The organism is Bacillus swezeyi (assembly GCF_030908325.1).
Classification (GTDB): Bacteria; Bacillota; Bacilli; order Bacillales; family Bacillaceae; genus Bacillus; species Bacillus swezeyi.
Genome location: NZ_CP133085.1, coordinates 3,903,871 through 3,928,587, shown reverse-complemented (window position 1 = coordinate 3,928,587; position 24,717 = coordinate 3,903,871). Strand labels below are relative to the sequence as shown.

General features: G+C 44.1%; 26 protein-coding genes. 25 read left to right on the top strand and 1 reads right to left on the bottom strand.

The features are described from left to right. Nucleotides 1–2 precede the first annotated feature (2 nt). From flgL to hag, 5 genes are all read left to right on the top strand, one after another. Nucleotides 3–914, top strand: a complete 912-nt coding sequence (gene flgL / locus RBH91_RS19710) for a flagellar hook-associated protein FlgL (RefSeq protein ID WP_307892641.1) — start codon at nt 3–5, stop codon at nt 912–914. A gap of 49 nt (nt 915–963) precedes the next feature. Next, on the top strand, nt 964–1,530 hold the full coding sequence (locus RBH91_RS19705) for a DUF6470 family protein (RefSeq protein ID WP_307892640.1): 567 nt from the start codon (nt 964–966) through the stop codon (nt 1,528–1,530). Nucleotides 1,531–1,551: 21 nt separating this feature from the next. Next, nucleotides 1,552–1,983: a flagellar assembly protein FliW gene (fliW, locus tag RBH91_RS19700; RefSeq protein WP_307892639.1), complete on the top strand. Its 432-nt coding sequence runs from the start codon at nt 1,552–1,554 to the stop codon at nt 1,981–1,983. Continuing rightward, nucleotides 1,977–2,201, top strand: coding sequence for a carbon storage regulator CsrA (gene csrA, locus RBH91_RS19695; protein WP_148956758.1), 225 nt, complete (start codon nt 1,977–1,979; stop codon nt 2,199–2,201). The genes fliW and csrA overlap by 7 nt, the downstream gene beginning before the upstream one ends. Nucleotides 2,202–2,335: 134 nt before the next feature. Next, nucleotides 2,336–3,190 carry a flagellin Hag gene (hag, locus tag RBH91_RS19690; RefSeq protein WP_307892638.1) on the top strand — a complete coding sequence of 285 codons (855 nt, stop codon included), beginning with the start codon at nt 2,336–2,338 and terminating at the stop codon, nt 3,188–3,190. Nucleotides 3,191–3,402: 212 nt separating this feature from the next. On the opposite strand, the gene RBH91_RS19685 is transcribed toward hag, so the two are convergent. After that, complete coding sequence (locus RBH91_RS19685; protein ID WP_307892637.1) at nt 3,403–3,786, bottom strand: hypothetical protein; 384 nt, start codon at nt 3,784–3,786, stop codon at nt 3,403–3,405. A gap of 306 nt (nt 3,787–4,092) precedes the next feature. Here RBH91_RS19685 and flaG point away from each other — a divergent pair, with 306 nt between their 5' ends. From flaG to uvrB, 20 genes are all read left to right on the top strand, one after another. Continuing rightward, nucleotides 4,093–4,434, top strand: a complete 342-nt coding sequence (gene flaG / locus RBH91_RS19680; protein ID WP_076761123.1) for a flagellar protein FlaG — start codon at nt 4,093–4,095, stop codon at nt 4,432–4,434. Nucleotides 4,435–4,453: 19 nt separating this feature from the next. After that, complete coding sequence (locus RBH91_RS19675; RefSeq protein ID WP_307892636.1) at nt 4,454–5,935, top strand: flagellar hook-associated protein 2; 1,482 nt, start codon at nt 4,454–4,456, stop codon at nt 5,933–5,935. Nucleotides 5,936–5,953: 18 nt separating this feature from the next. Then, the gene (fliS, locus tag RBH91_RS19670) at nt 5,954–6,355 is read left to right on the top strand and encodes a flagellar export chaperone FliS (RefSeq protein WP_307892635.1); all 402 of its coding nucleotides are present in this window, start codon (nt 5,954–5,956) and stop codon (nt 6,353–6,355) included. Next, nucleotides 6,355–6,696 (top strand): flagellar protein FliT, encoded by a 342-nt coding sequence (locus RBH91_RS19665; protein WP_307892634.1) that lies wholly within the window; start codon nt 6,355–6,357, stop codon nt 6,694–6,696. The genes fliS and RBH91_RS19665 overlap by 1 nt, the downstream gene beginning before the upstream one ends. A 9-nt stretch (nt 6,697–6,705) precedes the next feature. After that, nucleotides 6,706–7,083, top strand: a complete 378-nt coding sequence (locus tag RBH91_RS19660; protein WP_307892633.1) for a DUF8042 domain-containing protein — start codon at nt 6,706–6,708, stop codon at nt 7,081–7,083. 286 nt (nt 7,084–7,369) lie between these two features. Continuing rightward, nucleotides 7,370–7,930 (top strand): ribosome hibernation-promoting factor, HPF/YfiA family, encoded by a 561-nt coding sequence (gene hpf / locus RBH91_RS19655; protein WP_148957178.1) that lies wholly within the window; start codon nt 7,370–7,372, stop codon nt 7,928–7,930. A 163-nt stretch (nt 7,931–8,093) separates the two neighbouring features. Continuing rightward, the gene (gene secA / locus RBH91_RS19650; protein ID WP_307892632.1) at nt 8,094–10,619 is read left to right on the top strand and encodes a preprotein translocase subunit SecA; all 2,526 of its coding nucleotides are present in this window, start codon (nt 8,094–8,096) and stop codon (nt 10,617–10,619) included. Between the two features lie 61 nt (nt 10,620–10,680). Then, nucleotides 10,681–11,782 (top strand): peptide chain release factor 2 gene (gene prfB, locus RBH91_RS19645; protein ID WP_125921342.1). Its coding sequence is split into 2 segments (ribosomal slippage): nt 10,681–10,752 and nt 10,754–11,782, totalling 1,101 coding nucleotides; the frame shifts between segments, so codons are not numbered across the junction. 431 nt (nt 11,783–12,213) lie between these two features. Continuing rightward, nucleotides 12,214–13,068 carry a YitT family protein gene (locus RBH91_RS19640; RefSeq protein ID WP_307892631.1) on the top strand — a complete coding sequence of 285 codons (855 nt, stop codon included), beginning with the start codon at nt 12,214–12,216 and terminating at the stop codon, nt 13,066–13,068. A 46-nt stretch (nt 13,069–13,114) separates the two neighbouring features. Next, on the top strand, nt 13,115–13,438 hold the full coding sequence (cccB, locus tag RBH91_RS19635; RefSeq protein ID WP_307892630.1) for a cytochrome c551: 324 nt from the start codon (nt 13,115–13,117) through the stop codon (nt 13,436–13,438). 374 nt (nt 13,439–13,812) lie between these two features. Next, nucleotides 13,813–14,499 carry a cell division ATP-binding protein FtsE gene (gene ftsE / locus RBH91_RS19630; RefSeq protein WP_076761113.1) on the top strand — a complete coding sequence of 229 codons (687 nt, stop codon included), beginning with the start codon at nt 13,813–13,815 and terminating at the stop codon, nt 14,497–14,499. Then, nucleotides 14,492–15,382 (top strand): permease-like cell division protein FtsX, encoded by an 891-nt coding sequence (gene ftsX, locus RBH91_RS19625; protein ID WP_076761112.1) that lies wholly within the window; start codon nt 14,492–14,494, stop codon nt 15,380–15,382. Before ftsE ends, ftsX begins: the two co-directional genes overlap by 8 nt. Before the next feature lie 93 nt (nt 15,383–15,475). Continuing rightward, nucleotides 15,476–16,726, top strand: a complete 1,251-nt coding sequence (locus RBH91_RS19620) for a murein hydrolase activator EnvC family protein (RefSeq protein ID WP_076761111.1) — start codon at nt 15,476–15,478, stop codon at nt 16,724–16,726. Between the two features lie 189 nt (nt 16,727–16,915). Then, a complete protein-coding gene (locus tag RBH91_RS19615) occupies nt 16,916–17,974 on the top strand; it encodes a tartrate dehydrogenase (RefSeq protein ID WP_307892629.1) in 1,059 nt (352 codons plus the stop codon). A 130-nt stretch (nt 17,975–18,104) separates the two neighbouring features. Continuing rightward, entirely contained in the window at nt 18,105–19,550 is a 1,446-nt protein-coding gene (gene ctpB / locus RBH91_RS19610) for a carboxy-terminal processing protease CtpB (RefSeq protein ID WP_307892628.1), read from the top strand. A 352-nt stretch (nt 19,551–19,902) separates the two neighbouring features. Next, entirely contained in the window at nt 19,903–20,256 is a 354-nt protein-coding gene (gene swrA / locus RBH91_RS19605; RefSeq protein WP_034326694.1) for a swarming motility protein SwrAA, read from the top strand. Between the two features lie 295 nt (nt 20,257–20,551). Continuing rightward, a complete protein-coding gene (locus tag RBH91_RS19600) occupies nt 20,552–21,760 on the top strand; it encodes a PDZ domain-containing protein (protein ID WP_076761108.1) in 1,209 nt (402 codons plus the stop codon). 139 nt (nt 21,761–21,899) lie between these two features. Then, nucleotides 21,900–22,193, top strand: coding sequence for a DUF5316 domain-containing protein (locus RBH91_RS19595; RefSeq protein WP_076761107.1), 294 nt, complete (start codon nt 21,900–21,902; stop codon nt 22,191–22,193). 124 nt (nt 22,194–22,317) lie between these two features. Further along, nucleotides 22,318–22,551, top strand: a complete 234-nt coding sequence (locus tag RBH91_RS19590) for a CsbA family protein (protein WP_076761106.1) — start codon at nt 22,318–22,320, stop codon at nt 22,549–22,551. 179 nt (nt 22,552–22,730) lie between these two features. Then, nucleotides 22,731–24,716 carry an excinuclease ABC subunit UvrB gene (gene uvrB, locus RBH91_RS19585; protein WP_307892627.1) on the top strand — a complete coding sequence of 662 codons (1,986 nt, stop codon included), beginning with the start codon at nt 22,731–22,733 and terminating at the stop codon, nt 24,714–24,716. The last annotated feature ends 1 nt before the right edge of the window (nt 24,717 follow it).

The following is a 24,717-nucleotide window of genomic DNA, read 5'->3' as shown; positions in this document are numbered from 1 at the left end:
CGATGCGGGTAACCCAAGGCATGATCGCAAAAAATTCTTTGCGGTACATCAATTCCAGCTACGGAAAGCTGGATAATCTTCAATCACAGATTTCATCGGGAAAAAAGATCACAAAGGCGTCAGACGATCCGGTTGTCGCGATGAAAAGTCTGAAATACAATACGCAATTGTCACAGGTGAAGCAATATCAAAGCAATACCTCGCAAGCTTTTACATGGCTTGAAAACACGGAAACAAATATTACTGAAGGCATTGATGTCATGGCGAAAGTCAGGGAACTGACCGTTAAGGCTCAAAATGATACAAACGGGGAAGAAGAGCTGGAGGCGATCGGCGTTGAAATCGGCCAATTAAAAGATCAGCTGATTCAAATTGCCAATGCGCAGGTCAATGGACGCTACCTCTTCAATGGAACGAACTCAGATGTCACTCCGATCGTGAAAAATGCGGACGGCTCTTATACGTATAATTTTGAAAACTATACAAGCGCTTCTGACGTAAACATTAATGTTTCTCCTAATGCATCATTAAAGGTGAACGCCAATCCGATTTCAGCTTTCGGCGGACAATCAGCCAGCGGGCAAAATGTCTTTGAAATGCTCAATTCCCTTGAATCTGCTTTGAACTCGGGTTCACTGGACGGCATGGACGATCTTTTATCAGATATTGACCAATTCACTGAACAGATGAGTGCAGAGCGGTCTGATATAGGCGCGCGGTACAACCGGCTTGAATTAATCAATACAAGGTTAAGTACGCAGGAAGAGACTTCCACAAAAGTGTTGTCAGATAACGAAGATGTTGAGCTTGAGAAAGTCATTACAGATTTTATTACCCAGCAAAGCGTTCACAGAGCAGCGCTTTCCGTAAACGCGAAAATTGTTCAGCCGACATTAATTGACTTTTTAAGATAAAAGCGACTCTATTGGAGTTGCTTTTTTTCAACAGAAGGAGGTACATAGCATGCAGATGCCGAGGTTGATCATGCAAAACATCCCTGGCCGCATCGGTTTAACTACGACGCCCCCGGACTTGAAACTGGAACAGCCGCATGCCGATTTGAATATTGAGCAGCCGCCAGCCGAACTGGAGATCACAACCGCACCTTCAAAGCTTACGATTGACCAGACGAAAGCTTGGGAAGACTTAGACAGGAAACACGTTTTCAAAAGAATTGAAGAAGCTGCCCAGCAAGGCTATCAAGATTGGCTTGACGGGATGGCGAGAACGGCAGAAGAAGGGGACGAAATGATGCGGATTGAAATAGAGGGCGATCCGATCGCGGACCAGGCGAGGCGAAACAGCGAGCCTGAGCCGATTCAAATCGGTGTTCATTTTACTCCGTCTTTTGATCGAGTGAAAATCGCATATGAACCAGCTAAAGTGAATATTGAAGTGACACCTCATAAACCTGTCATTGATGTAAAGCCGAATAAACCGATTGTTGAATATACGCCGGGCAGTGTGAAGGTTGACATGCTTCAATATCCAGAGGTAAAAATAGATGTGGAATATCCAACACAAAAGTAAAACAGCAAAGGATCGTGAACAATGATCATTAAAACGAAATATCATGGTGAAACGCAAATTCAAGAAGAGCAGATGATTGTTTTTGAAAACGGTCTGCCCGGTTTTACAGATGAGCAGAAGTTTGTCATCCTGCCGCTGTCGGAAGATTCTCCGTTTGTCGTTCTTCAGTCGGCGCAAACGGAAGAGCTCGCCTTTATTGTTGCAAGTCCGTTCATCTTCTTCAAAGATTACGGCTTTGATCTCGATGAAACGACAGTTGAGCTTCTGGAAATTGAATCCGGAGAAGACGTTGAAGTGATGGCAATTTTAACGATAGAAGAGCCATTTGAGAAATCAACGGCTAATTTGATTGCGCCGATCGTTGTGAACCGCAAAAAAATGCTGGCCAAACAAGTCACTTTGCATGACTCTCCTTATCAAACGAAGCATCCGATAGGAGGGGGAGCATGCTAGTCTTAACCCGCAAACTCAATGAAGCGATTCAAATCGGAGACGACATCGAGGTAAAAATCATTGCCGTTGACGGAGACCAAGTGAAAATCGGCATTGAGGCACCAAAGCATATCGATATTCACCGCAAGGAAATCTATTTGTCGATTCAGGAAGAAAACAATCGGGCCGCTTCCATTTCAAGTGATCTGCTGGCGAAACTATCCTCACAAAAAAAGTGAGGATTTTTTTATTTTTTCTCTAAACAATTTGAAGGCCATTCCGATATTAAGTATGTAGCAGGAAGGACAGCCTGAATGCTTCAAAAAATGCACATGGACGTGCAATCAAACACATTTCAAGGAGGAAACACACAATGAGAATCAACCACAACATTGCGGCGCTTAACACGCTGAACCGTTTGTCTTCAAACAACAGTGCAAGCCAAAAGAACATGGAGAAGCTTTCTTCTGGTCTTCGCATCAACCGTGCTGGAGATGACGCAGCAGGTCTTGCAATCTCTGAAAAAATGAGAGGACAAATCCGCGGTTTAGAAATGGCTTCTAAAAACGCTCAAGATGGTATCTCTCTTATCCAAACTGCTGAGGGTGCATTGACTGAAACTCACTCAATCCTTCAACGTGTTCGTGAGCTTGCAGTACAAGCAAACAACACTGGTACTCAAGACACTACTGACCTAGGTGCTATCCAAGAAGAGATCAAAGCTCTACTTGAAGAAGTTGGTGGCATGGCAGGTGGAAGTAAAGGTATCTCTGACAGAACTGAGTTTAACGGTAAAAAACTTCTTAATGGCGACTTTGCAACTGACCAATTAACATTCCAAATTGGTGCAAACGCAGGACAACAACTTTCAGTTAATATCGGTGACATGAGTGCAACTGGACTTGGTATCGATGGTATTGATGTTACTGCATTTGAAACTGATGCAACTGCATATGATACACAACTTGCTTTAATTGATACTGCTATCAACAACGTTTCTACTCAACGTTCTAAACTTGGTGCGGTACAAAACCGTCTAGAGCACACAATCAACAACTTAGGTGCTTCTTCTGAAAACTTGACTGCTGCTGAGTCTCGTATTCGTGACGTTGACATGGCGAAAGAAATGAGCGAGTTCACTAAGAACAACATCCTTTCTCAAGCTTCTCAAGCTATGCTTGCTCAAGCAAACCAACAGCCACAAAACGTACTTCAATTACTTCGTTAATTGCTTAAAAAGACCTTGGCGTTTGCTAAGGTCTTTTTTATTGTATCTAAATTCAATCTTACTTTTTTGGAGTGAGGATCGTATTTTATGTAAAAAACAAAGGTTAGTATCTAACTTAGTAGAAAGATTGCCAAGATCTTTTTGTAAGATCTTTAATAAAAAAAGAGACACTCAATCGGTTATCCTTGAGTGTCACAATATAAGGATGTCTATCAATTAGAGAATTCGCTAATAATAAGAGTTCTTGTACCGCTAAGTGCAGAATTCTTTCCTTTTATGTAATAGAGATGATCTGGATTGGTATAAACGGTTTGAATTTCTTGTTGTAACGTATAATCGACACTTGAAGAGGCAACTAATTTGGTCCGCCCCTCTGTGGTAATTTCGTAGAGTGAACAAGTGCCGCCGCCTAAACGTGTTGCATTATAAAATCTGCAACGGAAGTCGCCTTCTCCCACTCCTCGAAAGATATCGGCGCTTTGCCGAACTTCACCTGGGTATACTACTACACGAGCTAAAACAGCTGCCTTCGAAGAAGAGTAAAAACTAAATGACAATAGAATAACCATTGCCAGTGACACAAAGATTTTTTTCATAGTAAATCCCCTTTCTTGAATTTAATGTCATCCTAATTATAACATCTCACAAGTGTAAATTTTTGAATAAATAACGAAAACTGGTATATGAAATCAACTAATAAAATAGTGTGTTTTTTTTATATTAGTTCTAATGTAAAATGCTACTGTAATACTGCAAATGATCTTTGTTTTGAAAACTCTTAAAAATAATGTAATACAACAACCCTTATTCTTGGATAGATTATTTTTTTCCATAAATATATTTAATGTCATTCCCCCTTAGCCGATATAAATTTTAGATCATAGCATAGGGGATGTTAAAAATTGTCGATCGGAAGATTGTCATCTTTAGAACCTATTATTGATGCTTACAGGACGCAGATGATGAATAGGCAGCATGAAGGCTCAGAACATGTGCAGGAGGTTCAGGCGGCTGAATTTTCATTTGCAGAGCTTGAAAAAACGGTGCAAGGGGCCAACAAACTATTGGAGCCTTCACAAGTCCATCTCCAGTTTGAGCTTCATGAAAAACTGGGTGAATATTATGTGCAAGTAGTAGATAATCAGACAGAGGAAGTCATCCGCGAGATCCCGCCTAAGGAGTGGCTCGATTTTTATGCGGCGATGGCAGAGTTTATGGGATTAATTGTCGATAAAACAACGTAGAACAGGAGTGTTTCATGATATGGTAATGAGAATATCTGGTTTAGCTTCAGGAATGGATATTGACGACATTGTCAGCAAATTAATGAAAACAGAGCGTGTGCCGCTTGATAAGCTGACGCAAAAGAAACAGCTTTTGGAATGGCAGCGCGACAGCTATCGTGAAATCAATACGAAAATCAAAGAGATGCAGGAATCAATCAATCTTATGCTTCGGCCGAGTACATACGGCGCGAAAAAGGTAGTAAGCGCTGATGAATCCGCAGTGACAGCGACAGCGACGACAAGCTCTGCTTCAAGCACAATCCAAGTCAACAGATTGGCAACCGCAGCTACCTATAAATCTTCTGATATTTCAGGATATACAGGGAGCGATCAAACATTAACCTTTCAAGTGACAGCTCCTGGAGAGACAACTGCGAAAAAGGTTGAAATCAGTGTCAGCAGTACAGATACTCTGGATGACATCGTTTCTAAAATCAATAAATCGGGTTTAGGCGTATCAGCTATAAAAGATAAGATCTACAATGGGACTGAATATGTGGAAACCATCGCTTTAACATCAAAAACCACTGGAGCGGGCGGCAGTATTCAGGCTGATGATGCTGCGACAGCAAGCTTTATGACAGACCAGCTCGGATTTGCGCTTGATGCCGACAACAAATTAACGGCCAGCCAAGAGGGACAAAATGCGGAAGTTGTCATCAACGGACTGCAGATGGAGAAGACAACGAACAACTTTACTGTTAATAATGTGACATATCAGCTGAAAAACACGACAACAAGCCCTGTTTCAATTGACGTATCCACTGATGTTGACGGGATTTACGAGAAGATCAAAGATTTTGTCACACAGTACAATGAACTGATCGATATGGTCAACGGAAAGTTGGTTGAGAAGAAATATCGGGACTACACACCGCTGTCAGACGAACAAAAAGAAGATATGACAGAAAAGCAGATTGAGCTTTGGGAAGAAAAAGCGAAAAGCGGACTGCTCCGAAACGACACGATTTTAAGCGGTGCCACCAACCAAATGCGGACAGATTTCTATTCCAACGTGTCTGTAAATGGAGAATCGCTGCAGCTTACCCAGTTTGGAATTTCGACTTCAAGCGCATACAATAAGCGCGGTCATTTAGAAATAAACGAAGAAAAGCTGAAAGCGAAAATTAAAGAAGATCCTGACAGTGTGGCAAATCTCTTTTTAGCGGGAACAAGCAGCACTGAAAATTATAATGAAAAAGGGATCATGAGACGGCTCCAGTCTGTTTTAACCGATACGAAAAAGCAGATTGAAGACAAAGCCGGAAATACTACTATGGCAAACAATCAATTCTCGATCGGGAAAAATTTGAATACGGTTGAATCTGATATTTTGTCAATGAATGACCGTCTGAAACAAGTTGAAAATCGCTACTATACGAAATTCACAGCGATGGAAAAAGCGATTCAAAAAGCGAACGAACAATCGGCATACTTATTACAGATGCTTGGACAATAATTTTGTGGAGGATCAAGAATGGCTTTAAACAATCCGTATGCAGCTTATCAGCAAAATTCAATCAATATGGCAACGCCTGAAGAATTGACGCTTATGCTATATGACGGCTGTCTTAAATTTATGAAACAGGCGAAACAGGCGATTGAGCAAGAGAATATGGAATTGAAAAATACTAACCTTGTCAAAGCCCAAAACATTATTCAGGAACTAAACTTGACCCTCAATCGAAAAGTGGAAATGGCCGGATCAATGGCGGCGATGTACGAGTATATCCACCGCCGTCTGATTGAAGCGAACATCAACAATGACAAAGACATCCTGACTGAAGTCGAAGGGTATGTCAAAGATTTACGCGACGCATGGAAGCAGGCGATTCAAATCGAGCGGCAAGGCCGGCACGGATCAGGCGGGCAGGCGTAATGAGCAGAACAGGGCTGCTGTACAGGGAAACCAAAAATATGCTGGTCCGCGTTAAGGATGCTCCGGAAAGTGATGAGCTGATTCAGGCAATTGAAGATTTTTTTGAGAAACGCGAGGGCTTGATCAAAGAGATCAAGCCGCCTCTTTCTGATGAGGAAAAGCTTGAGCTGCAGCAGGTGGTTGATATGGAACCGCTGATTATGACCGAATTGAAAAGGCTGCAGCAGGACGTTAAAAAAGAGCTGGTTAAAGCAAAGCAAAAGCGTGCCATGCATCATTCGTATATAAACCCATACCAAAATATGACGATTGACGGTACATATTATGACAAGCGCAAATAGGTGAGACATTTGACAAGCACCGAAGATTATATGCTTTTAACGACTTATTATCAGCTTTTGTTTACGATTGAAGAAGGGTTTTGTTATTTAATAGAGGCGGATCGAGATTTGGCGAAGACAGAAGGAGAGCGCATTTTTAATGACTTGATCTATGCTTTTTTTCAATTGGATTCGTCACACGCTATTCTGCTGTCGATTTTGGAGACAAGCTGTGCAAAATCCTCCATTCGTTTTTTTGACAGAGTCTTCCGGGAATTTGACAGCCTCATTTATTACAATTATCCTTCTCCCGAATTTCAGCATGATTTAATCAACCGTTTTTTGCCGCTCTATCGAAAATGGATGAATGCTATTCATCAATGCATGAAACCTTATGTCATCCATTAATGGCCTACACCTGACCGATTATTCCTTCAGGTGTAGGCCATTATGTTTAAATAAACACAGGCGAGGTTTGATCTTCGTTAAAAACGTTCTGATTTTATCCGCACATGAATATATTTAGGATTCCATAAAGGGAATTTACATCCGTATCACATTAATCATTCAGAAAGAGACAAACTTCGGCAAAATTCACGGATTTTTCACAAAATTTTTACGTTTAGGCAGGAATGAAGAAGGGAAATGGAGAAATGTATTTACATATCCTTAATATAAAGGAGGCGTTCTTTTGATGGAGTACAACGTCAGAGGAGAAAACATTGAGGTAACAGCAGCGTTAAGAGAACACGTCGAGAAGAAAATTGGAAAGCTGGAGCGTTATTTTGAACATAACGTTGATGCGATTGTCCAGGTCAACTTGAAATTCTACAATGATCAGGAATCCAAGGTGGAAGTGACAATTCCAATGACAGACCTCTCTCTCCGTGCGGAAGTTCATCACGAAGATATGTACAATGCAGTCGATCTGGCAGTAAATAAACTGGAACGTCAAATCCGCAAGCATAAAACAAAAGTAAATCGCAAATGTCGTGAACAGGGTTCTCCAAAGTATGTATTTGCGGAAGGGAACGGCATCGGCACAGCCGTGAAGGACGAAATCGATGATGAACAGCCACAGGTTGTCCGTCAAAAGCGGTTTAACTTAAAACCGATGGATAATGAAGAAGCCATTTTACAAATGAATATGCTTGGACACAGCTTCTTTGTATTCACAAACGCCGAAACGAATCTGACCAATGTGGTCTATCGGCGAAACGATGGAAAATACGGTTTGATTGAACCGAATGAATAAAGATGACCACCGCCCCTCGCGGATGTCCCGCAGAGGGGTTTTTTTCCGTTACTCCGCGGTAAATTGTTTGGAAATGACAAAAGGTGTGATATGATAATTGCATATATAAAAATCACTGTTTACTCTTATTTAAACAAGGAAAATTACAGAGGAGCGTTATTTTATGCTTGGAATTTTAAATAAAGTGTTTGATCCGACAAAACGGACGCTCAGCCGTTATGAAAAGAGAGCGAATGAGATTGATGCGCTCAAGTCGGATATGGAAAAGCTTTCTGATGAGGCATTACAGCATAAAACAATCGAGTTTAAAGAACGGCTTGAAAAAGGGGAATCGGTTGATGACCTTTTAACTGAAGCGTTTGCTGCAGTCAGGGAAGCATCCCGGCGTGTAACCGGCATGTTCCCTTTTAAAGTTCAGTTAATGGGGGGGATCGCCCTTCATGAAGGAAATATCGCTGAGATGAAAACGGGGGAAGGTAAAACATTGACTTCCACTATGCCCGTTTATTTAAACGCACTTTCCGGCAAAGGCGTTCACATTGTGACGGTCAACGAATATTTGGCAAGCCGCGATGCTGAAGAGATGGGGCAAATCTTTCAATTTCTCGGACTGACAGTCGGTCTGAACTTGAACAGCCTGTCAAAAGAAGAGAAGCGCGAAGCCTATGCCGCCGATATTACGTATTCTACGAACAATGAGCTTGGCTTTGACTACTTGCGCGACAATATGGTTCTTTATAAAGAACAGATGGTTCAGCGCCCGCTTCATTTTGCGGTTATCGATGAAGTGGATTCCATCTTAGTTGATGAAGCGAGAACACCGCTCATCATTTCGGGACAAGCGGCAAAATCGACAAAGCTTTACGTTCAGGCTAACGCGTTTGTCCGGACTTTAAAGGTTGAGCAGGATTACACATATGATATTAAAACAAAAGCCGTTCAGCTGACTGAAGAAGGAATGACCAAGGCTGAAAAAGCGTTTGGCATCGAAAACTTATTTGATGTCCGCCATGTGGCCTTAAACCACCATATTGCCCAGGGGCTAAAAGCGCATGCGGCGATGCATAAAGATGTTGACTATGTCGTGGAAGACGGGCAGGTCGTCATCGTTGATTCCTTTACAGGGCGTTTGATGAAAGGCCGCCGCTACAGCGATGGCCTTCACCAGGCCATTGAAGCGAAGGAAGGGCTGGAAATTCAGAATGAGAGCATGACGCTCGCCACGATCACCTTCCAGAACTATTTCCGGATGTACGAAAAATTGTCCGGTATGACAGGTACGGCAAAAACGGAAGAAGAAGAATTCCGCAACATCTACAACATGCAGGTTGTGACGATTCCGACGAACAAGCCGATTGCCCGTGACGACCGTCCGGATCTGATTTACCGCACAATGGAAGGGAAATTTAAAGCCGTTGCAGAGGATGTCGCCCAGCGCTATATGGTCGGCCAGCCTGTCCTGGTCGGCACAGTCGCGGTCGAGACATCTGAACTCATTTCCAAACTGCTTAAAAATAAAGGGGTTCCGCATCAAGTGTTAAATGCGAAAAACCATGAACGCGAAGCCCAGATCATTGAAGAAGCCGGTCATCAAGGCGCTGTGACAATCGCTACAAATATGGCGGGGCGCGGTACCGACATCAAGCTCGGCGAAGGTGTTAAAGAGCTCGGCGGACTTGCCGTCATCGGGACGGAGCGCCATGAATCACGGCGGATCGACAACCAGCTTCGCGGACGTTCAGGCCGTCAAGGGGACCCTGGTATTACACAATTTTATCTTTCCATGGAAGATGAATTGATGAAGCGGTTCGGAGCCGAGCGGACGATGGCGATGCTTGACCGATTCGGAATGGACGATTCAACGCCGATTCAAAGCAAGATGGTTTCAAGAGCGGTTGAATCCTCACAGAAACGCGTGGAAGGGAACAACTTTGACGCCCGTAAACAGCTTCTGCAATATGACGATGTGCTCCGCCAGCAGCGGGAAGTCATCTATAAGCAGCGCTTTGAGGTCATCGATTCGGATAACCTCCGCTCCATCGTTGAAGATATGATCAAATCTTCGCTCGAACGCGCCGTCGCTTCTTTCACTCCGAAAGAAGATCTGCCTGAAGAGTGGAATCTTGAAGGCCTCGTCGAACTGATCAATGCGAATTTCCTTGATGAAGGCGCGCTTGAGAAGAGCGATATTTTTGGAAAAGAGCCTGAGGAAATCACGGAGCTCGTTCTTGACCGGATCAAAACGAAATATGATGAAAAAGAAGAAAGATACGGCGCTGAACAAATGCGCGAATTTGAGAAAGTGATCGTTCTCCGCGAAGTGGATACGAAATGGATGGATCATATTGATGCGATGGATCAGCTTCGTCAAGGGATTCATCTGCGGGCATATGCCCAGACTAACCCGCTCCGCGAATATCAGATGGAAGGCTTTGCAATGTTTGAAAGCATGGTCGCCGCCATCGAAGATGACGTCTCAAAATTCGTCATGAAGGCTGAAATCGAAAACAACCTTGAACGCGAAGAAGTGATTCAAGGACAGACAACAGCACATCAGCCGAAAGAAGGCGATGATGAAAAACAGGCTAAGAAAAAACCGGTCCGCAAAGCGGTCGATATCGGACGCAACGATCCTTGCTACTGCGGAAGCGGAAAAAAATATAAAAACTGCTGCGGAAGAACAGAATAAAAAGAGGTGTGCGCCTCTTTTTATTTTGACAACGGGCTGAATACACGATGAGGTGAAGGAAATGGAATTAGTTGAAATCAGACAGGAACTTGAAAATATGGCTTCTCGATTAGCGGACTTTAGGGGGTCTCTTTGACCTCGAAACAAAAGAAGCGAGAATCAGCGAATTAGAAGAGCAAATGGCCGACCCGGATTTTTGGGGAGACCAGCAAAAAGCGCAGACGATCATCAATGAAGCGAATGCGCTAAAGGATTACGTCAACACATACAATAATTTAAGCGAAGCACATGAAGATCTGCAGATGACTCACGATCTTTTAAAAGAAGACCCGGACCCTGATCTCCAGGCTGAACTGGTGAATGAGCTGAAAAGCTTGACAAAGCGGTTCAACGAATTCGAACTTCAGCTTCTGTTAAGTGAACCATACGATAAAAACAATGCGATCTTGGAACTGCATCCGGGAGCCGGCGGCACAGAATCTCAGGATTGGGGCTCCATGCTGCTCAGAATGTATACGAGATGGGCTGAACGCCGCGGTTTTAAAGTGGAAACCCTTGATTATCTTCCCGGTGATGAAGCGGGTATTAAGTCTGTCACACTATTAATTAAAGGCCATAATGCATATGGCTACCTAAAGGCTGAAAAAGGCGTGCACCGGCTTGTCAGAATTTCTCCGTTTGATTCATCGGGCCGCAGGCATACGTCATTTGTTTCTTGCGATGTCATGCCTGAATTCAATGAAGAAATCGATATCGATATCCGCACGGAGGATATCAAAGTTGATACGTACCGGGCCAGCGGAGCCGGCGGCCAGCACGTCAATACAACAGATTCAGCCGTCCGGATCACCCACCTGCCGACAGGAGTCATCGTCACATGCCAAACAGAGCGCTCGCAAATTAAAAACCGTGAACGCGCGATGAAAATGCTCAAATCAAAGCTGTATCAGCGCAGGATTGAAGAGCAGCAGGCACAGCTCGATGAGATTCGCGGCGAGCAGAAAGAAATCGGCTGGGGAAGCCAAATCCGGTCATATGTTTTCCACCCGTATTCTCTTGTCAAGGACCATAGAACCAATACGGAAATGGGGAACGTGCAGGCTGTCATGGACGGAGACATTAATTCTTTCATTGACGCATACTTGCGTTCCAAGCTTTCTTAAATCATGCAAGCCAGACACATCCGCATCGGATGTGTCTCAGATTGATGACAAAATCCTAAAACGGTTTATAGTTTTAGGATTTTGTCATCCTTTTTAGCTTCAGCGTGATTGAAAACCCTTGCAGTCTAGGAAGAACGAGCATCGGAGCAGAGCGAATGTTGGAATTCGTGAGCACCGACGCGCAGGCCTGACAACGAATGCGAGGGTTTGTCGACACGCTGAGACACATCCGCATCGGGTGTGTCTTTTTTTACGGCTAAACCTGTCTGCAATTGTCCACCCTAAGTCGTAAGATACCGCCGGCAGAAGCACTTGAGCCTTTGTCCCTCTGCCGCTTTAGCCGATTAACACGTTATCCGGCTGTTATTTACTTACAATTGACGAAGTGCTATACTCGCGATTGTTAAAGATTTGCACGGGGGATGACACACATGACATTTGACAAAAACAGATATCATTTTTTTTCGGTGCTGCGTGATTATGGCTGCATTCTGATAGGAGCGGCAATCGTCGCTGTTACGTTTAATATGTTGTTGCTTCCGAACCGGATAGCAGCGGGCGGAGTCAGCGGAATCAGCACCATTTTGCAGTCGTTCGGCTTTGAAGCGGCATATGTGCAATGGGCTTTTAATATTCCTTTATTTGTTGCGGGGGTGCTCATTCTCGGAGGGAAATTCGGAATGAAGACGCTTGTGGGGTCAGTTTTTCTCCCATTTGTCGTTTATCTGACCCGGGACATCACTCCGGCGACGGCGAATCCGCTGTTGGCCGCCATTTTTGGGGGCGTCGGGATCGGAGCAGGTATCGGAATCGTTTTTCTTGGAAGAGGATCAACAGGCGGGACTGCTCTGGCAGCTCAAATCATCCATAAGTACACAGGGCTGTCTCAAGGCAAGTGCCTGGCACTGATCGACGGCACGATTGTACTGGCGGCGATGTTTGTTTTTAATATTGAGCAAGGGCTTTATGCCATGCTTGGCGTTTACATATCAAGCAAAACCATCGATGTGATACAGGTCGGGTTCAACCGTTCAAAAATGGCGATGATCATTACAAACCGGGAGGAAGAAGTGCGAAAAGCGGTTTTGGTTAAAATCGACAGAGGCATTACAAAAATATCGGCTGTCGGAGGCTATACGGATGATGAACGTCCCATCTTGATGTGCGTTGTCGGCCAAACCGAGTTCACAAAGCTGAAACAACTGGTCAAACATATTGATGAGTCTGCATTTGTGATTGCAATGGACGCTTCTGAAGTGCTCGGTGAGGGTTTTAAACGCGGGTAATCGAGGTTATAATAAGGATTGATTTGTTAAAGGAGCTGACCTCAAAATGAAAATGAAGCTGTTTACTCTGTTTATGGCTGTTTCTTTTGTGCTCGCCGCCTGCGGAGGCAATAATGAAAGCAAAGAGAGCAATACAGACGGGCAAACGACTGCAAAAGACGGGGAAGAAATTTATCAGCAAAACTGCACCGGCTGCCATGGAAAGGATTTGGCCGGCAGTTCTGCACCCAGCTTGAAAGAAGTTGGCGGAAAGTATGATGAAAAAGAAATTAAGGACATCGTTGTCAATGGCCGCGGAGGCATGCCCGGCAACCTTGTCGAGAAAGATGAAGCTGAAGCAATTGCAAAATGGCTTTCAAAGAAAAAGTAGGAATTTCCTAAGCGGAGGCAGCTTGCGCTGAATGCTTTCCGGAAATTCAGGCGAGAACCTGATTCACACATGGATCAGGTTCTTTTTCATTTTAATAGAACTTTTTACCTATTGAAAATCAGAGTATACCGGGTTCTTTTGCCTCAAAAAAGGCAGAAAGTACACATTTTCTGGCTGATTTTGCGTTTTTCCTATAACTTATGTCGTCATTGAAACAAAACTGTAATATCATTTTGTCTAATCTTGACGTATAATGGGTGTTGTTGAAAAAGAGCTTGATACAGTTGCGGTCTGCATGCTGAATGAAAAGGACATAAAGCGACATACCCTTTCGAAGAGTATGACCGTATAAACATAAAAGATTAGGTGATTACATGATCGAAATAAAAGATGTATATAAGACTTATTCCAACGGGGTTTCTGCGCTAAACGGAATAAGCATCTCGATATATCCCGGGGAGTTTGTTTATGTTGTCGGACCAAGCGGCGCGGGAAAATCAACCTTCATCAAAATGATTTACCGTGAAGAAAAACCTTCCAAAGGGAAGATTGTCATAAACAATAAAAATTTGGCGAACTTAAAAGAAAAAGAGATTCCTTTCGTCAGAAGGAAAATCGGCGTCGTTTTCCAAGACTTTAAACTGCTGCCGAAACTGACGGTGTTTGAAAATGTTGCTTTTGCTTTAGAAGTCATCAGGGAGCGCCCAGAGGTCATCAGAAAAAAAGTGCTCGAAGTGCTCGATCTTGTACAGCTGAAGCATAAAGCAAGACAGTTTCCAGATCAGCTGTCAGGCGGTGAACAGCAAAGGGTTTCAATCGCGAGGTCAATCGTCAACAGCCCTGATGTGGTCATTGCTGACGAGCCGACTGGAAACCTTGATCCTGAAACGTCTTGGGAAATCATGAAGACGCTTGAAGAAATTAATAACCGCGGAACAACAGTCGTTATGGCGACTCATAACAAAGAAATCGTTAACACCATGAAGAAACGGGTCATCGCAATCGAAGACGGAGTCATTGTACGTGATGAAGCTAGAGGGGAGTATGGTTCTTATGATTAAAACTCTCGGACGGCATTTGCGCGAGAGCTTAAAATCTCTCGGGAGAAACACGTGGATGACTTTCGCATCCATCAGTGCTGTAACAGTTACGCTTATCTTGGTCGGCGTATTTATGGTTATCATGCTGAACCTGAACAATATGGCGTCGAAAGCTGAAAAAGAAGTGGAAATCAAAGTCTTAGTCGAATTAACCGCCAACCAAGATCAGAAAAATAAATTGGAAAAAGAGATTAAAGAAATATCTGAAATCAGCAGTGTCAATTACTCTTCAAAAGATGAAGAGCTTAAAAACTTGATAGAAAGCTTAGGCGAGGAAGGGAAATCCTTTTCAATGTTTGATCAGGAGAACCCGTTAAACGATGCTTTCATCGTGAAAACATCCGACCCTCACGATACGCCGAAAGCGGCCAAGAAGATCGAGAAGCTTGCACATACTTATAAGGTAACCTACGGCCAGGAAGAAGTAAGCCGGCTGTTTAACGTCGTCGGTGTTGCAAGAAACGTCGGCATCGTATTGATCATCGGTCTCCTGTTTACGGCGATGTTCTTAATTTCGAATACGATTAAAATTACGATTTTTGCAAGACGCAAAGAAATCGAGATTATGAAGCTTGTAGGTGCGACAAACTGGTTTATCCGCTGGCCTTTCTTTATTGAAGGTCTTCTCTTGGGCATTTGCGGTTCCATCATCCCGATCGCTATATTGCTCGGAACGTATGATCAAGCCGTTCAGTGGATAGCACCGAAAGTCCAGGGCTCCTTTATCGAGCTTTTGCCATACAATCCGTTTGTATTCCAGATTTCCGCCATTTTGGTCCTTATCGGCGCAATCATTGGCGTATGGGGAAGCCTGACGTCGATTCGTAAATTCTTAAAAGTTTAGATCGGCGCTTTCAGCCGGTTCTGTCATGTTTAAAGCTGGGATGCCTGCAGAGCGCCGGGCTCCCTTGATTCTGAAGGCAAGGAGGAACCAAGGTTGAGAAAAAAGCTTATGACGCTGGGGTTGACTGCTGTGGTCGGAATGTCGGCAGCTTTAATCCCATTCAAAAGCAACCATGCTTTAGCTTATGAAGACTTGGAGAAAAAGAAGAGCGACGTTCAGAGCAAGAAGTCGGAAAACCAGTCAAAACTGGAGAAAAAGAAACAGGAGCTTTCCGAGCTTGAGTCAAAAGAAGCAAGTTTGAAAAGCGACATAGAGAAAATCGACGGTCAAATGACTGACACGAATGAAAAGCTTGAAAAGAAAAAAGAAGAAATCGATAAAACGAAGAAAAGTATCGATGAGCTGAAAAAGCAAATTAAAGAGCTTAAGAAAAAGATCGAGAAGCGCAATAAAATATTGAAAGACCGGGTTCGTTCAATCCAAGAAAACGGCGGTTCCATTCAGTACATAGATGTTCTTCTCGGAGCAAGAAGCTTTGCGGATTTCATCAGCCGGGCGGGGGCTGTCTCGACAATTGTTGAAGCGGACAAGGACTTAATGGAAGAGCAGAAAAGGGACCTTCAGCTGGTTGAGAAAAAGGAAACAAAGCTGAGTGAGGACCTTGAAACTCTTGAAAAAGCCCTTAAAGATCTGGAAAAATTAAAAAAGACATTAGATGAACAGCAAAAAGAAAAATCAAAAGTGATGGAAAAAGTGAAACAGGATAAAGATCATGCCCATGAAGCGCTTGGTTCACTTGAAAACGAAGCCGAGATTTTAAAGCGGCAGAGTGAAGCGATAAAAGCCGAAGAGGCGCATAGAAAAAAACAGGAAGCTGAAGCGCGCCGCCAAGCGTCAAGCGGAAGTTCAGAAGCTTCTTCATCTAAACCGTCTGCTCCAAGCAGCTCAGGCTTTATTCGTCCTGCTTCCGGCACATTTACTTCCGGATTCGGAAAACGTTCGCTCGGAGACCATTTCGGTGTAGATATTGCCAAGCGCGGCTCAGGCGTTCCGATTTATGCGGCTGCTGCGGGTACCGTTTATAATGCACACTATTCGTCAAGCTATGGAAATGTTGTCTTTATTACCCATAACATCAATGGCCAGACGTATCAAACGGTCTATGCCCACATGTCTTCACTCAAAGTGCGGACAGGCCAGCGCGTTGAGCAGGGAAAAGTTATTGGAACGATGGGGAATACAGGACATTCCTACGGCCAGCATCTCCACTTCGAAATTCATAAAGGGCTATGGAACAACGCAAAATCAAACGCTGTTGATCCGGCCAATTATATACCGCTTTAAAAAAGCTTCAAAGCCGGTTCGGTCCATGTTGGCCGAATCGGCTTTTTTTATCGGGGTAAAAGGCTCAACCCTCTTTTTCTCTTGTCATCGTCTGCCAAAATTTATCTTGTCAGAAAATAACACAACGTATAGAATGAAAGTGATATCTGTCGACAGTCGACAATTTTTGAAAAGCGAGGGGATTGTCCGATGAAAGTATTCAACATTGCCAGCATACCCGGAGACGGTGTAGGAAAAGAAGTTGTGCCTGCCGCACAGCGTGTTTTGAAAGCGGTTTCTGATGTTCATGGGGGAATCTCATTTCATTTCACTGAATTTCCATACAGCTGCGAGTATTATTTGGAACATGGCGAAATGATGCCTGATGATGGATTGGTGAAGCTGAAAGATTTCGACAGCATTTTCTTAGGCGCTGTGGGCAACAGCAAGCTTGTACCAGACCACGTTTCTTTATGGGGCCTGCTTATTAAAATACGCCGCGAATTCGAACAAGTCATCAATATAAGGCCGGCGAAATTTTTGCAGGGGATCAAGTCCCCTTTAGCCAGTCCGAAAGATTTTGATCTGCTTGTCGTTCGGGAAAACAGTGAAGGAGAATACAGCACGGTCGGGGGACGAATTTTTCGCAATGAAGAGGAAATCGCTATTCAGAATGCCGTTTTTTCACGAAGAGGAGCGGAAAGAGCAATGCGTTTTGCTTTTGAAATGGCGGCCAAACGGAAAAAGCATGTAACAAGTGCGACAAAGTCAAACGGAATCATTCATTCGATGCCTTTCTGGGATGAAGTCTTTGAACTGACGGCAAAAGATTACCCTGATATTGCAGCTGATTCGCAGCATATCGATGCATTGGCGTCGTTTTTTGTTACGAAGCCGGAGACATTTGACGTCATCGTTGCCAGCAACCTGTTCGGAGATATTTTAACAGATATCGGGGCAGCGATTATGGGAAGCATCGGTATTGCACCAGCGGCCAATATCAATGTAAATGGCAAATTTCCTTCCATGTTTGAACCGGTCCACGGCTCTGCACCGGATATCATCGGAAAAGGGATTGCCAATCCAGTGGGACAAATATGGACGGCAAAAATGATGCTGGACCATTTTGGAGAAGAGGAGCTTGGAAGCAAACTGCTGGATGTCATTGAAGATGTTCTGAAAAGCGGCTTCTTAACACCGGATATCGGCGGTACAAGCACAACGGAAGAAGTCACAGATGAAATCATCAAACGTCTTAAAGCCTTATAAAGAGCGATGAAAGCTGCCGGAGCGATTCGGCGGTTTTTTTGTATCGAAATCAACTACATGAAATCATGATGTTTGACACATACTACATCAAGCAACAGAAACATAGTGCAGCCAGAAGAGGAGGTATAGGATGAATCAGAAGATTGCGCGGCTCATCATGGCCATCAGTCTGCTATGCGGTCTGCTGACAGGGGTTGACCTGAACGCCTTGCATGGACACATCCCGAAAGCCGCCGCCGCAGCTGAAGCGGGTTCAGATAGAGACGCCGACAGAAGCGAGGCAATGGAGAAAATTGAAAAAGCATACGATCTCATCTCAAATGAATATGTGGAGCAGGTAGACAGGGAAAAGCTGTTGGAAGGAGCCATTCAGGGCATGCTTTCAACATTAAATGACCCATATTCGGTTTATATGGATAAACAGACAGCAAAACGGTTTTCCGATTCTCTTGATTCCTCTTTTGAAGGAATCGGAGCGGAAATTGGAATGGAAGACCGAAAAATTATTATCGTCTCTCCATTCAAAAAATCCCCGGCAGAGAAAGCCGGATTAAAGCCAAACGATGAAATCCTCAGCATTGACGGACAATCAATGGCTGGAATGGATTTGAATGATGCCGTATTAAAAATCAGGGGAAAAAAGGGATCGACGGTTACGTTGAAGGTTCACCGTCCCGGTATGAAGGATCAGCTGACATTTACGATCAAACGCGACGATATTCCGCTTGAGACCGTTTTTGTTTCAATTAAAAAAGTACATGATAAGCCGGTCGGGTACATGGCTATTTCTTCTTTTTCCGAACATACAGCCAAAGATTTTGCCGCAGAGCTGAAAAAGCTCGAGAAAAAGGGAATAAAAGGTCTTGTATTAGATGTAAGGGGCAATCCTGGCGGATACTTACAAAGTGTTGAAGACATTTTAAAACATTTTGTGACAAAAGATCATCCATACATTCAAATCGCCGAAAGAAACGGCAATAAAAAGCAGTACTTTTCAAAACGTAAAGAGAAAAAACCATATCCTGTTAGTGTGATCACAGATAAGGGCAGCGCTTCCGCGTCAGAAATTCTGGCTGGTGCACTAAAAGAAGCGGAAGGATATCAAGTAGTCGGTGATGCTTCCTTTGGAAAAGGCACCGTTCAGCAGGCCGTTCCAATGGGAGATGGCAGCAATATCAAGCTGACTCTGTATAAATGGCTCACACCAAAAGGAAACTGGATCCATAAAAAAGGAATTCAGCCGACCGTTTCGGTAGCACAGCCTGCTTATTTTTCAGTGGGGCCTGTTCAGTTGAAAGAGCCTCTCAAGCTCGATATGAACAACCATGAAATTAAGCGTGCACAGCTGCTTTTAAAAGGTCTAGGTTTTTCTCCGGGCCGGGAAGACGGCTATTATCATGAGGGCACTAAACAAGCTGTGATGGCTTTTCAGGCCCAAAACAAGCTGAAACAAACTGGAGTAATTGACCAAAAGACAGCAAATACAATGAACCTTCGGATTGAGGAAAAAAAGATGGATGATAAAAATGATTTGCAGCTTAAAGCCGCATTAAAAGTGCTCTTTAAGAAAAAGTGAGGGTGGCAATATGTCCTCACTTTTTTTATACTCAGAAAGTAAATTCTCAACCTTTTTACCTAAAATTTTTGTTTTTTCATAAAAAAAACATTCATAATGAATAGAAATGACCCGATAACATAAGTATATGGGAGACTTTATAAGGATGTAAAGATGCAGTAAAAATGTAACTTTTGCAAGTTGTATAATAAATGAAAAGTTTTTAAAATGGAAACAAGGCTTACACGATTTATAATGCGTGCATTTTTTTTGCGAAGAATGTTAGCGCTGTTTGCGTTCTTCGTCTCTGGTTGGTGGAGTCGTCTGACGCTTGCGCTTTTCTTATACATAAATAATAAATGGGGGTACACGATTGAAAAGGGCAAGTATTGTGAGAGAGAAAAAATACTATGAATTAGTGGAGCAATTAAAAGTTCGATCACAAGACGTTACGTTTTCCGCTACAAAGGCAGTAGGATTGCTTATGCTGTTCAGCAGATACCTCGTGAACTACACTTCAGTTGAAAGCGTGGATGACATTAATGAGGACTGCGCGGAACTTTATTTCAATTACTTGATGGACAACCACAAACGCCTGGGCATCAATTTAACAGATATTAAACGCTCCATGCAGCTGATTGGAGATATTTTGGATGTCGAGGTCAATCATTATTTAAAGGATTTTTCGCTGTCGAATGTGACGCTTTGGATGAGTCAAGAAAAATAAACCTCACGTTTACCATACCCAAGCATTTTATTATTTGATAGAATAATAATAAAACGCACCAGCTTGCCTGAAGGTGCTGGCATTTGTCGTCACGAATGCGCATTTAAAAGCGCCCGGCGTTTTGCAAATGACGAAGATTCATGCGGCTGACGGCTCAGGCATCCCCGTCTGAACGCCGCTCTGACGTCTCCTCGCGTTAACGCCAAGACAAGCTGGGTTTCTAAAATATCCAACGTGAAAAGGCTGCCGCATGTTCGGCAGCATTGAATGATTGGCTGAGGCGGTGAACGTTTCCTTGTCAGTTGAAGAAAGCTTAATTGAACTTTTAAAAGGAGCCGGCTGGTTTTTTGTGCACCCGCTCTTCTACTTTATGATGGCCATGAGTCTGGCTTACGGCTATGCCCGGATCAAACGTGAAAGAAAAACTTTTCATACGCGCATTGAAGATATTTATGATGAATTCAAGTTTACATACTCAAAAGGGCTTTTGGCGGGAATTTTGCTGTCCATTGTTTCATTCGGCCTTGGGCTGTCTCTCCCGTTCGGAATGCTCATCTTAATAGCAGCGGTGACCGCAGCTGCCGCTTTAACCTTCAGACAGAGCCTGCTGTCGTCGGCTTATACGCTTGGCGTGAGCATCGTGATTGGTTTAAGCATAGATTACGCAGGTTCAGGTATGGCTGAGGCGTTTCTTCCGCAGCTGTCCCTCGCCAATTGGTCAGCCGCCGCCGTTTTGCTCGGGCTTCTTCTTTTTGCGGAAGGGATATTGGCTTACAAAACGGCTCACATCAGGACTTCCCCGGCAATTGTCATGAGCAGAAGGGGGCTTCCGATCGGACAGCAAATCGCGAGCCGCGTTTGGTTTCTGCCGTTGTTCATTCTCATTCCGGGACATGCAATCGAATCCTCTGTGCCTTGGTGGCCGGTTCTGTCTTTTAACGGAGGCGCCTTTCAATTGCTGTGGATTCCGTATTTTATCGGTTTCGGACAAAGGGTGCAGGGATCGCTTCCGAGCGAAAGCATCAAAATTACAGCGAGGCGCATAAGTGTTCTCGGGATCATGACGCTGTTGATTGCAGCCGGAAGCATATGGTGGACGCCGCTTGCAGCAGCAGCAGCAGCTGCCGCTGTGGCAGGCAGAGCCTTTTTAACATGGAAGCAGCGGGTGAACGACAATTCCGCTCCTTTCTATTTTTCAAAAAGAGATCAGGGGCTGATGGTGCTCGGCATCATTCCGAACACACCGGCTGCCGGTCTCGGCCTGCAGATCGGCGAAATTATTACGAAAGTAAACGGAATCCAAGTAAAGAATGAAGCCGATTTTTATGAAGCACTGCAAAAAAACGGCGCCTTCTTTAAGCTTGAAGTGGTCGGCTTGAACAATGAGATCCGATTTGAGCAAAGGGCTTCATACGAAGGGGAGCATCATGAGCTCGGAATCCTGTTTGTGAAAGATGAAGAACCGGCGCTTCAAGAAACTGCCGCATCTTCGGAATCTGATTAAGATGATTGTACAAAAAGCGTCTGGTTCAGGCGCTTTTTCTGTTGCCGGCCCTTGCCCGAAACGGCGAAACTTTTTGATTGTATTTTTCAAAGCGTTCAGATAGGATGGTTGATATATCTGCTTGAAGGAGAATGACATGATGAAAAAGGCTTTTCTCTCAGGGGTTGCCGTTTGTTTGATTAGTGTATTGATCTCGGTTGCAGCCGGGGATTGGGCATATCTTTACAAAATTTCCGGAGCTTGCGGCCTCGGTGCCATTCTTCTGTCGGCCTTGCTTTCAGGTGTGTTTGCCAGCGGAGGCCGATTCGGGGGAAATCATCACTCAGAAACAAAAGAACATAGAGACTCGAGCAGCAAAATGACGAATGGACTTGCCGTTTTTGGGCTGCCAAATCTGCTGGCTGCCGGAATCTCCTTCTTTTTCGCTTTTTAAAGAGGCCGTTTTCGAATAACACGGCTTTCAAATGGGTAACATAAAGAAGTGAGTGTTCAGGTTTGTCCGTTTCTTTGTTCTTTAATATAATCAAATAAGATCAAGAAACGTGAGGAGGGTTTTTGTGTTTACAAAAGCCGTTTTTGCACTAATTTTTCCTTTCTTGCTTGTCTTGTTTTTTACAAGGGTTACCTATAACCATTATGTCGGAATTGCGCTTACCGCTGCGTTATTGTTTGCTTCCTATTTAAAAGGTTATACGGAAACCTTTTTTATTGTAGGACTTGATATTGTTTCGCTTGTCGCCGGTGCGCTCTATGCAGCCAAAAAGGCGGGCGAAAAGAAGGAAGAATCATAGAAATCCCGTGGATAATTGCCGTGAAGCCCTGCTTTTGATAACAAAAAGGAGGGGTTTTTTGATAGATCGGAAAAAACGGATATGTAAAAAACACCAAAACCGAACTTTAGTTCGTATTTTTGTTTTGGATGTGTTAAAATAATAACAGGAAGATTTCGTAAAGAAACGGAGGCTTTTTTGTGAAAGACAGCTTTGAATTAGTCTCGAATTATCAGCCCCAGGGAGATCAGCCGAAAGCGATTGAACAGCTTGTGGAAGGCATTCGGGAAGGCAGAAAGCATCAGACACTTTTAGGTGCAACCGGTACGGGCAAAACGTTTACAATGTCAAACGTGATTCAGGAGGTCAATAAACCGACCCTTGTCATCGCCCATAACAAAACGCTTGCCGGACAGCTGTACAGTGAGTTTAAGGAGTTTTTCCCAAACAACGCAGTCGAGTATTTTGTAAGTTATTATGATTACTACCAGCCGGAGGCCTATGTTCCTCAGACTGATACGTTTATTGAAAAAGATGCCAGCATCAATGATGAAATAGATAAATTAAGGCACTCAGCCACATCCGCTCTGTTTGAACGCAAAGACGTCATCATCGTGGCGAGTGTCTCTTGTATATACGGTTTGGGTTCGCCGGAAGAATACAAAGAACTCGTACTTTCACTCAGAACGGAAATGGAAATTGAGCGCAATGAGCTCCTCAGAAAGCTCGTTGACATCCAATTTGCCCGAAATGACATCGATTTTCAGCGCGGCACATTCAGGGTGCGCGGCGATGTCGTCGAAATTTTTCCGGCTTCAAGGGATGAACACTGCATCCGCGTCGAGTTTTTTGGAGATGAAATCGAACGGATCAGAGAAGTGGACGCCCTCACAGGCGAGATTTTAGGGGAGCGTGACCATGTAGCGATTTTCCCTGCATCCCACTTCGTAACGCGCGAAGAGAAAATGAAAAAAGCGATCATGAATATTGAAGAAGAGCTCGAAGAACGTCTAAAGATTCTTCATGATGACGGCAAGCTTCTTGAAGCGCAGCGTCTGGAGCAGCGGACGAGATACGATCTGGAAATGATGCGGGAAATGGGATTTTGCTCAGGCATTGAAAACTATTCAAGACATTTGACGCTGCGGCAGGCAGGGGCGACTCCATATACCCTGCTCGATTATTTTCCGGATGACTTCTTGATGGTCATCGACGAGTCTCATGTCACCATTCCGCAGGTCAGGGGGATGTACAACGGAGACCAAGCCAGAAAACAGGTGCTCGTCGATCATGGATTCAGACTGCCTTCGGCTTTGGATAACCGGCCTTTGAGGTTTGAAGAGTTTGAAAAGCACATTCATAACATTGTATATGTGTCTGCCACACCCGGTCCTTATGAGCTTGATCATACCCCTGAAGTTGTTGAGCAGATCATCCGTCCGACCGGTCTGCTTGATCCAGTCATTGAGGTAAGGCCGATCGAAGGGCAGATCGATGACCTGATCGGTGAAATCAGGCAGAGAATCGAACGGAACGAGCGCGTCCTCGTCACTACTTTGACGAAAAAAATGTCCGAGGATTTGACGGATTATCTCAAGGAAGTCGGAATAAAGGTTACATATCTGCATTCCGAAATTAAAACGCTTGAACGGATCGAAATCATCCGCGACCTGCGCCTGGGCAAGCATGACGTTCTCATCGGCATCAACCTGCTGCGGGAAGGGCTCGACATCCCTGAAGTTTCACTTGTCGCGATATTGGATGCGGATAAAGAAGGCTTTCTCCGCTCTGAACGTTCCTTAATTCAGACGATCGGCCGGGCAGCAAGAAATGCCGAAGGCCGGGTAATTATGTACGCGGACAAAATCACCAACTCCATGGAAATCGCGCTCAATGAAACGAAACGCCGCCGCGAACAGCAGGAAGCGTTTAACAAGAAACACGGCATTACACCGAAAACGATCAACAAGAAGATCCGCGACGTCATCCGCGCAACTCATGCGGCTGAGGAGCAGGAAGAATATAAAGCAAAAGAGGAGCCGAAGCTTTCAAAACTGACGAAGAAAGAGCGGGAAAAAGTGATCGCCCAGATGGAGCACGATATGAAGGAAGCGGCAAAAGCGCTTGATTTCGAACGGGCAGCTGAGCTTCGGGACTTACTCCTAGAGTTAAAATCGGAAGGATGAA

Coding starts and splice junctions, on each gene's coding strand:
- flgL (WP_307892641.1), top strand. CDS start 3: ATGCGGGTAACCCAAGGCATGATCGCAAAAAATTCTTTGCGGTACATC.
- RBH91_RS19705 (WP_307892640.1), top strand. CDS start 964: ATGCAGATGCCGAGGTTGATCATGCAAAACATCCCTGGCCGCATCGGT.
- fliW (WP_307892639.1), top strand. CDS start 1,552: ATGATCATTAAAACGAAATATCATGGTGAAACGCAAATTCAAGAAGAG.
- csrA (WP_148956758.1), top strand. CDS start 1,977: ATGCTAGTCTTAACCCGCAAACTCAATGAAGCGATTCAAATCGGAGAC.
- hag (WP_307892638.1), top strand. CDS start 2,336: ATGAGAATCAACCACAACATTGCGGCGCTTAACACGCTGAACCGTTTG.
- RBH91_RS19685 (WP_307892637.1), bottom strand. CDS start 3,786: ATGAAAAAAATCTTTGTGTCACTGGCAATGGTTATTCTATTGTCATTT.
- RBH91_RS19675 (WP_307892636.1), top strand. CDS start 4,454: ATGGTAATGAGAATATCTGGTTTAGCTTCAGGAATGGATATTGACGAC.
- fliS (WP_307892635.1), top strand. CDS start 5,954: ATGGCTTTAAACAATCCGTATGCAGCTTATCAGCAAAATTCAATCAAT.
- RBH91_RS19665 (WP_307892634.1), top strand. CDS start 6,355: ATGAGCAGAACAGGGCTGCTGTACAGGGAAACCAAAAATATGCTGGTC.
- hpf (WP_148957178.1), top strand. CDS start 7,370: ATGGAGTACAACGTCAGAGGAGAAAACATTGAGGTAACAGCAGCGTTA.
- secA (WP_307892632.1), top strand. CDS start 8,094: ATGCTTGGAATTTTAAATAAAGTGTTTGATCCGACAAAACGGACGCTC.
- RBH91_RS19640 (WP_307892631.1), top strand. CDS start 12,214: ATGACATTTGACAAAAACAGATATCATTTTTTTTCGGTGCTGCGTGAT.
- cccB (WP_307892630.1), top strand. CDS start 13,115: ATGAAAATGAAGCTGTTTACTCTGTTTATGGCTGTTTCTTTTGTGCTC.
- ftsE (WP_076761113.1), top strand. CDS start 13,813: ATGATCGAAATAAAAGATGTATATAAGACTTATTCCAACGGGGTTTCT.
- ftsX (WP_076761112.1), top strand. CDS start 14,492: ATGATTAAAACTCTCGGACGGCATTTGCGCGAGAGCTTAAAATCTCTC.
- RBH91_RS19615 (WP_307892629.1), top strand. CDS start 16,916: ATGAAAGTATTCAACATTGCCAGCATACCCGGAGACGGTGTAGGAAAA.
- ctpB (WP_307892628.1), top strand. CDS start 18,105: ATGAATCAGAAGATTGCGCGGCTCATCATGGCCATCAGTCTGCTATGC.
- RBH91_RS19595 (WP_076761107.1), top strand. CDS start 21,900: ATGAAAAAGGCTTTTCTCTCAGGGGTTGCCGTTTGTTTGATTAGTGTA.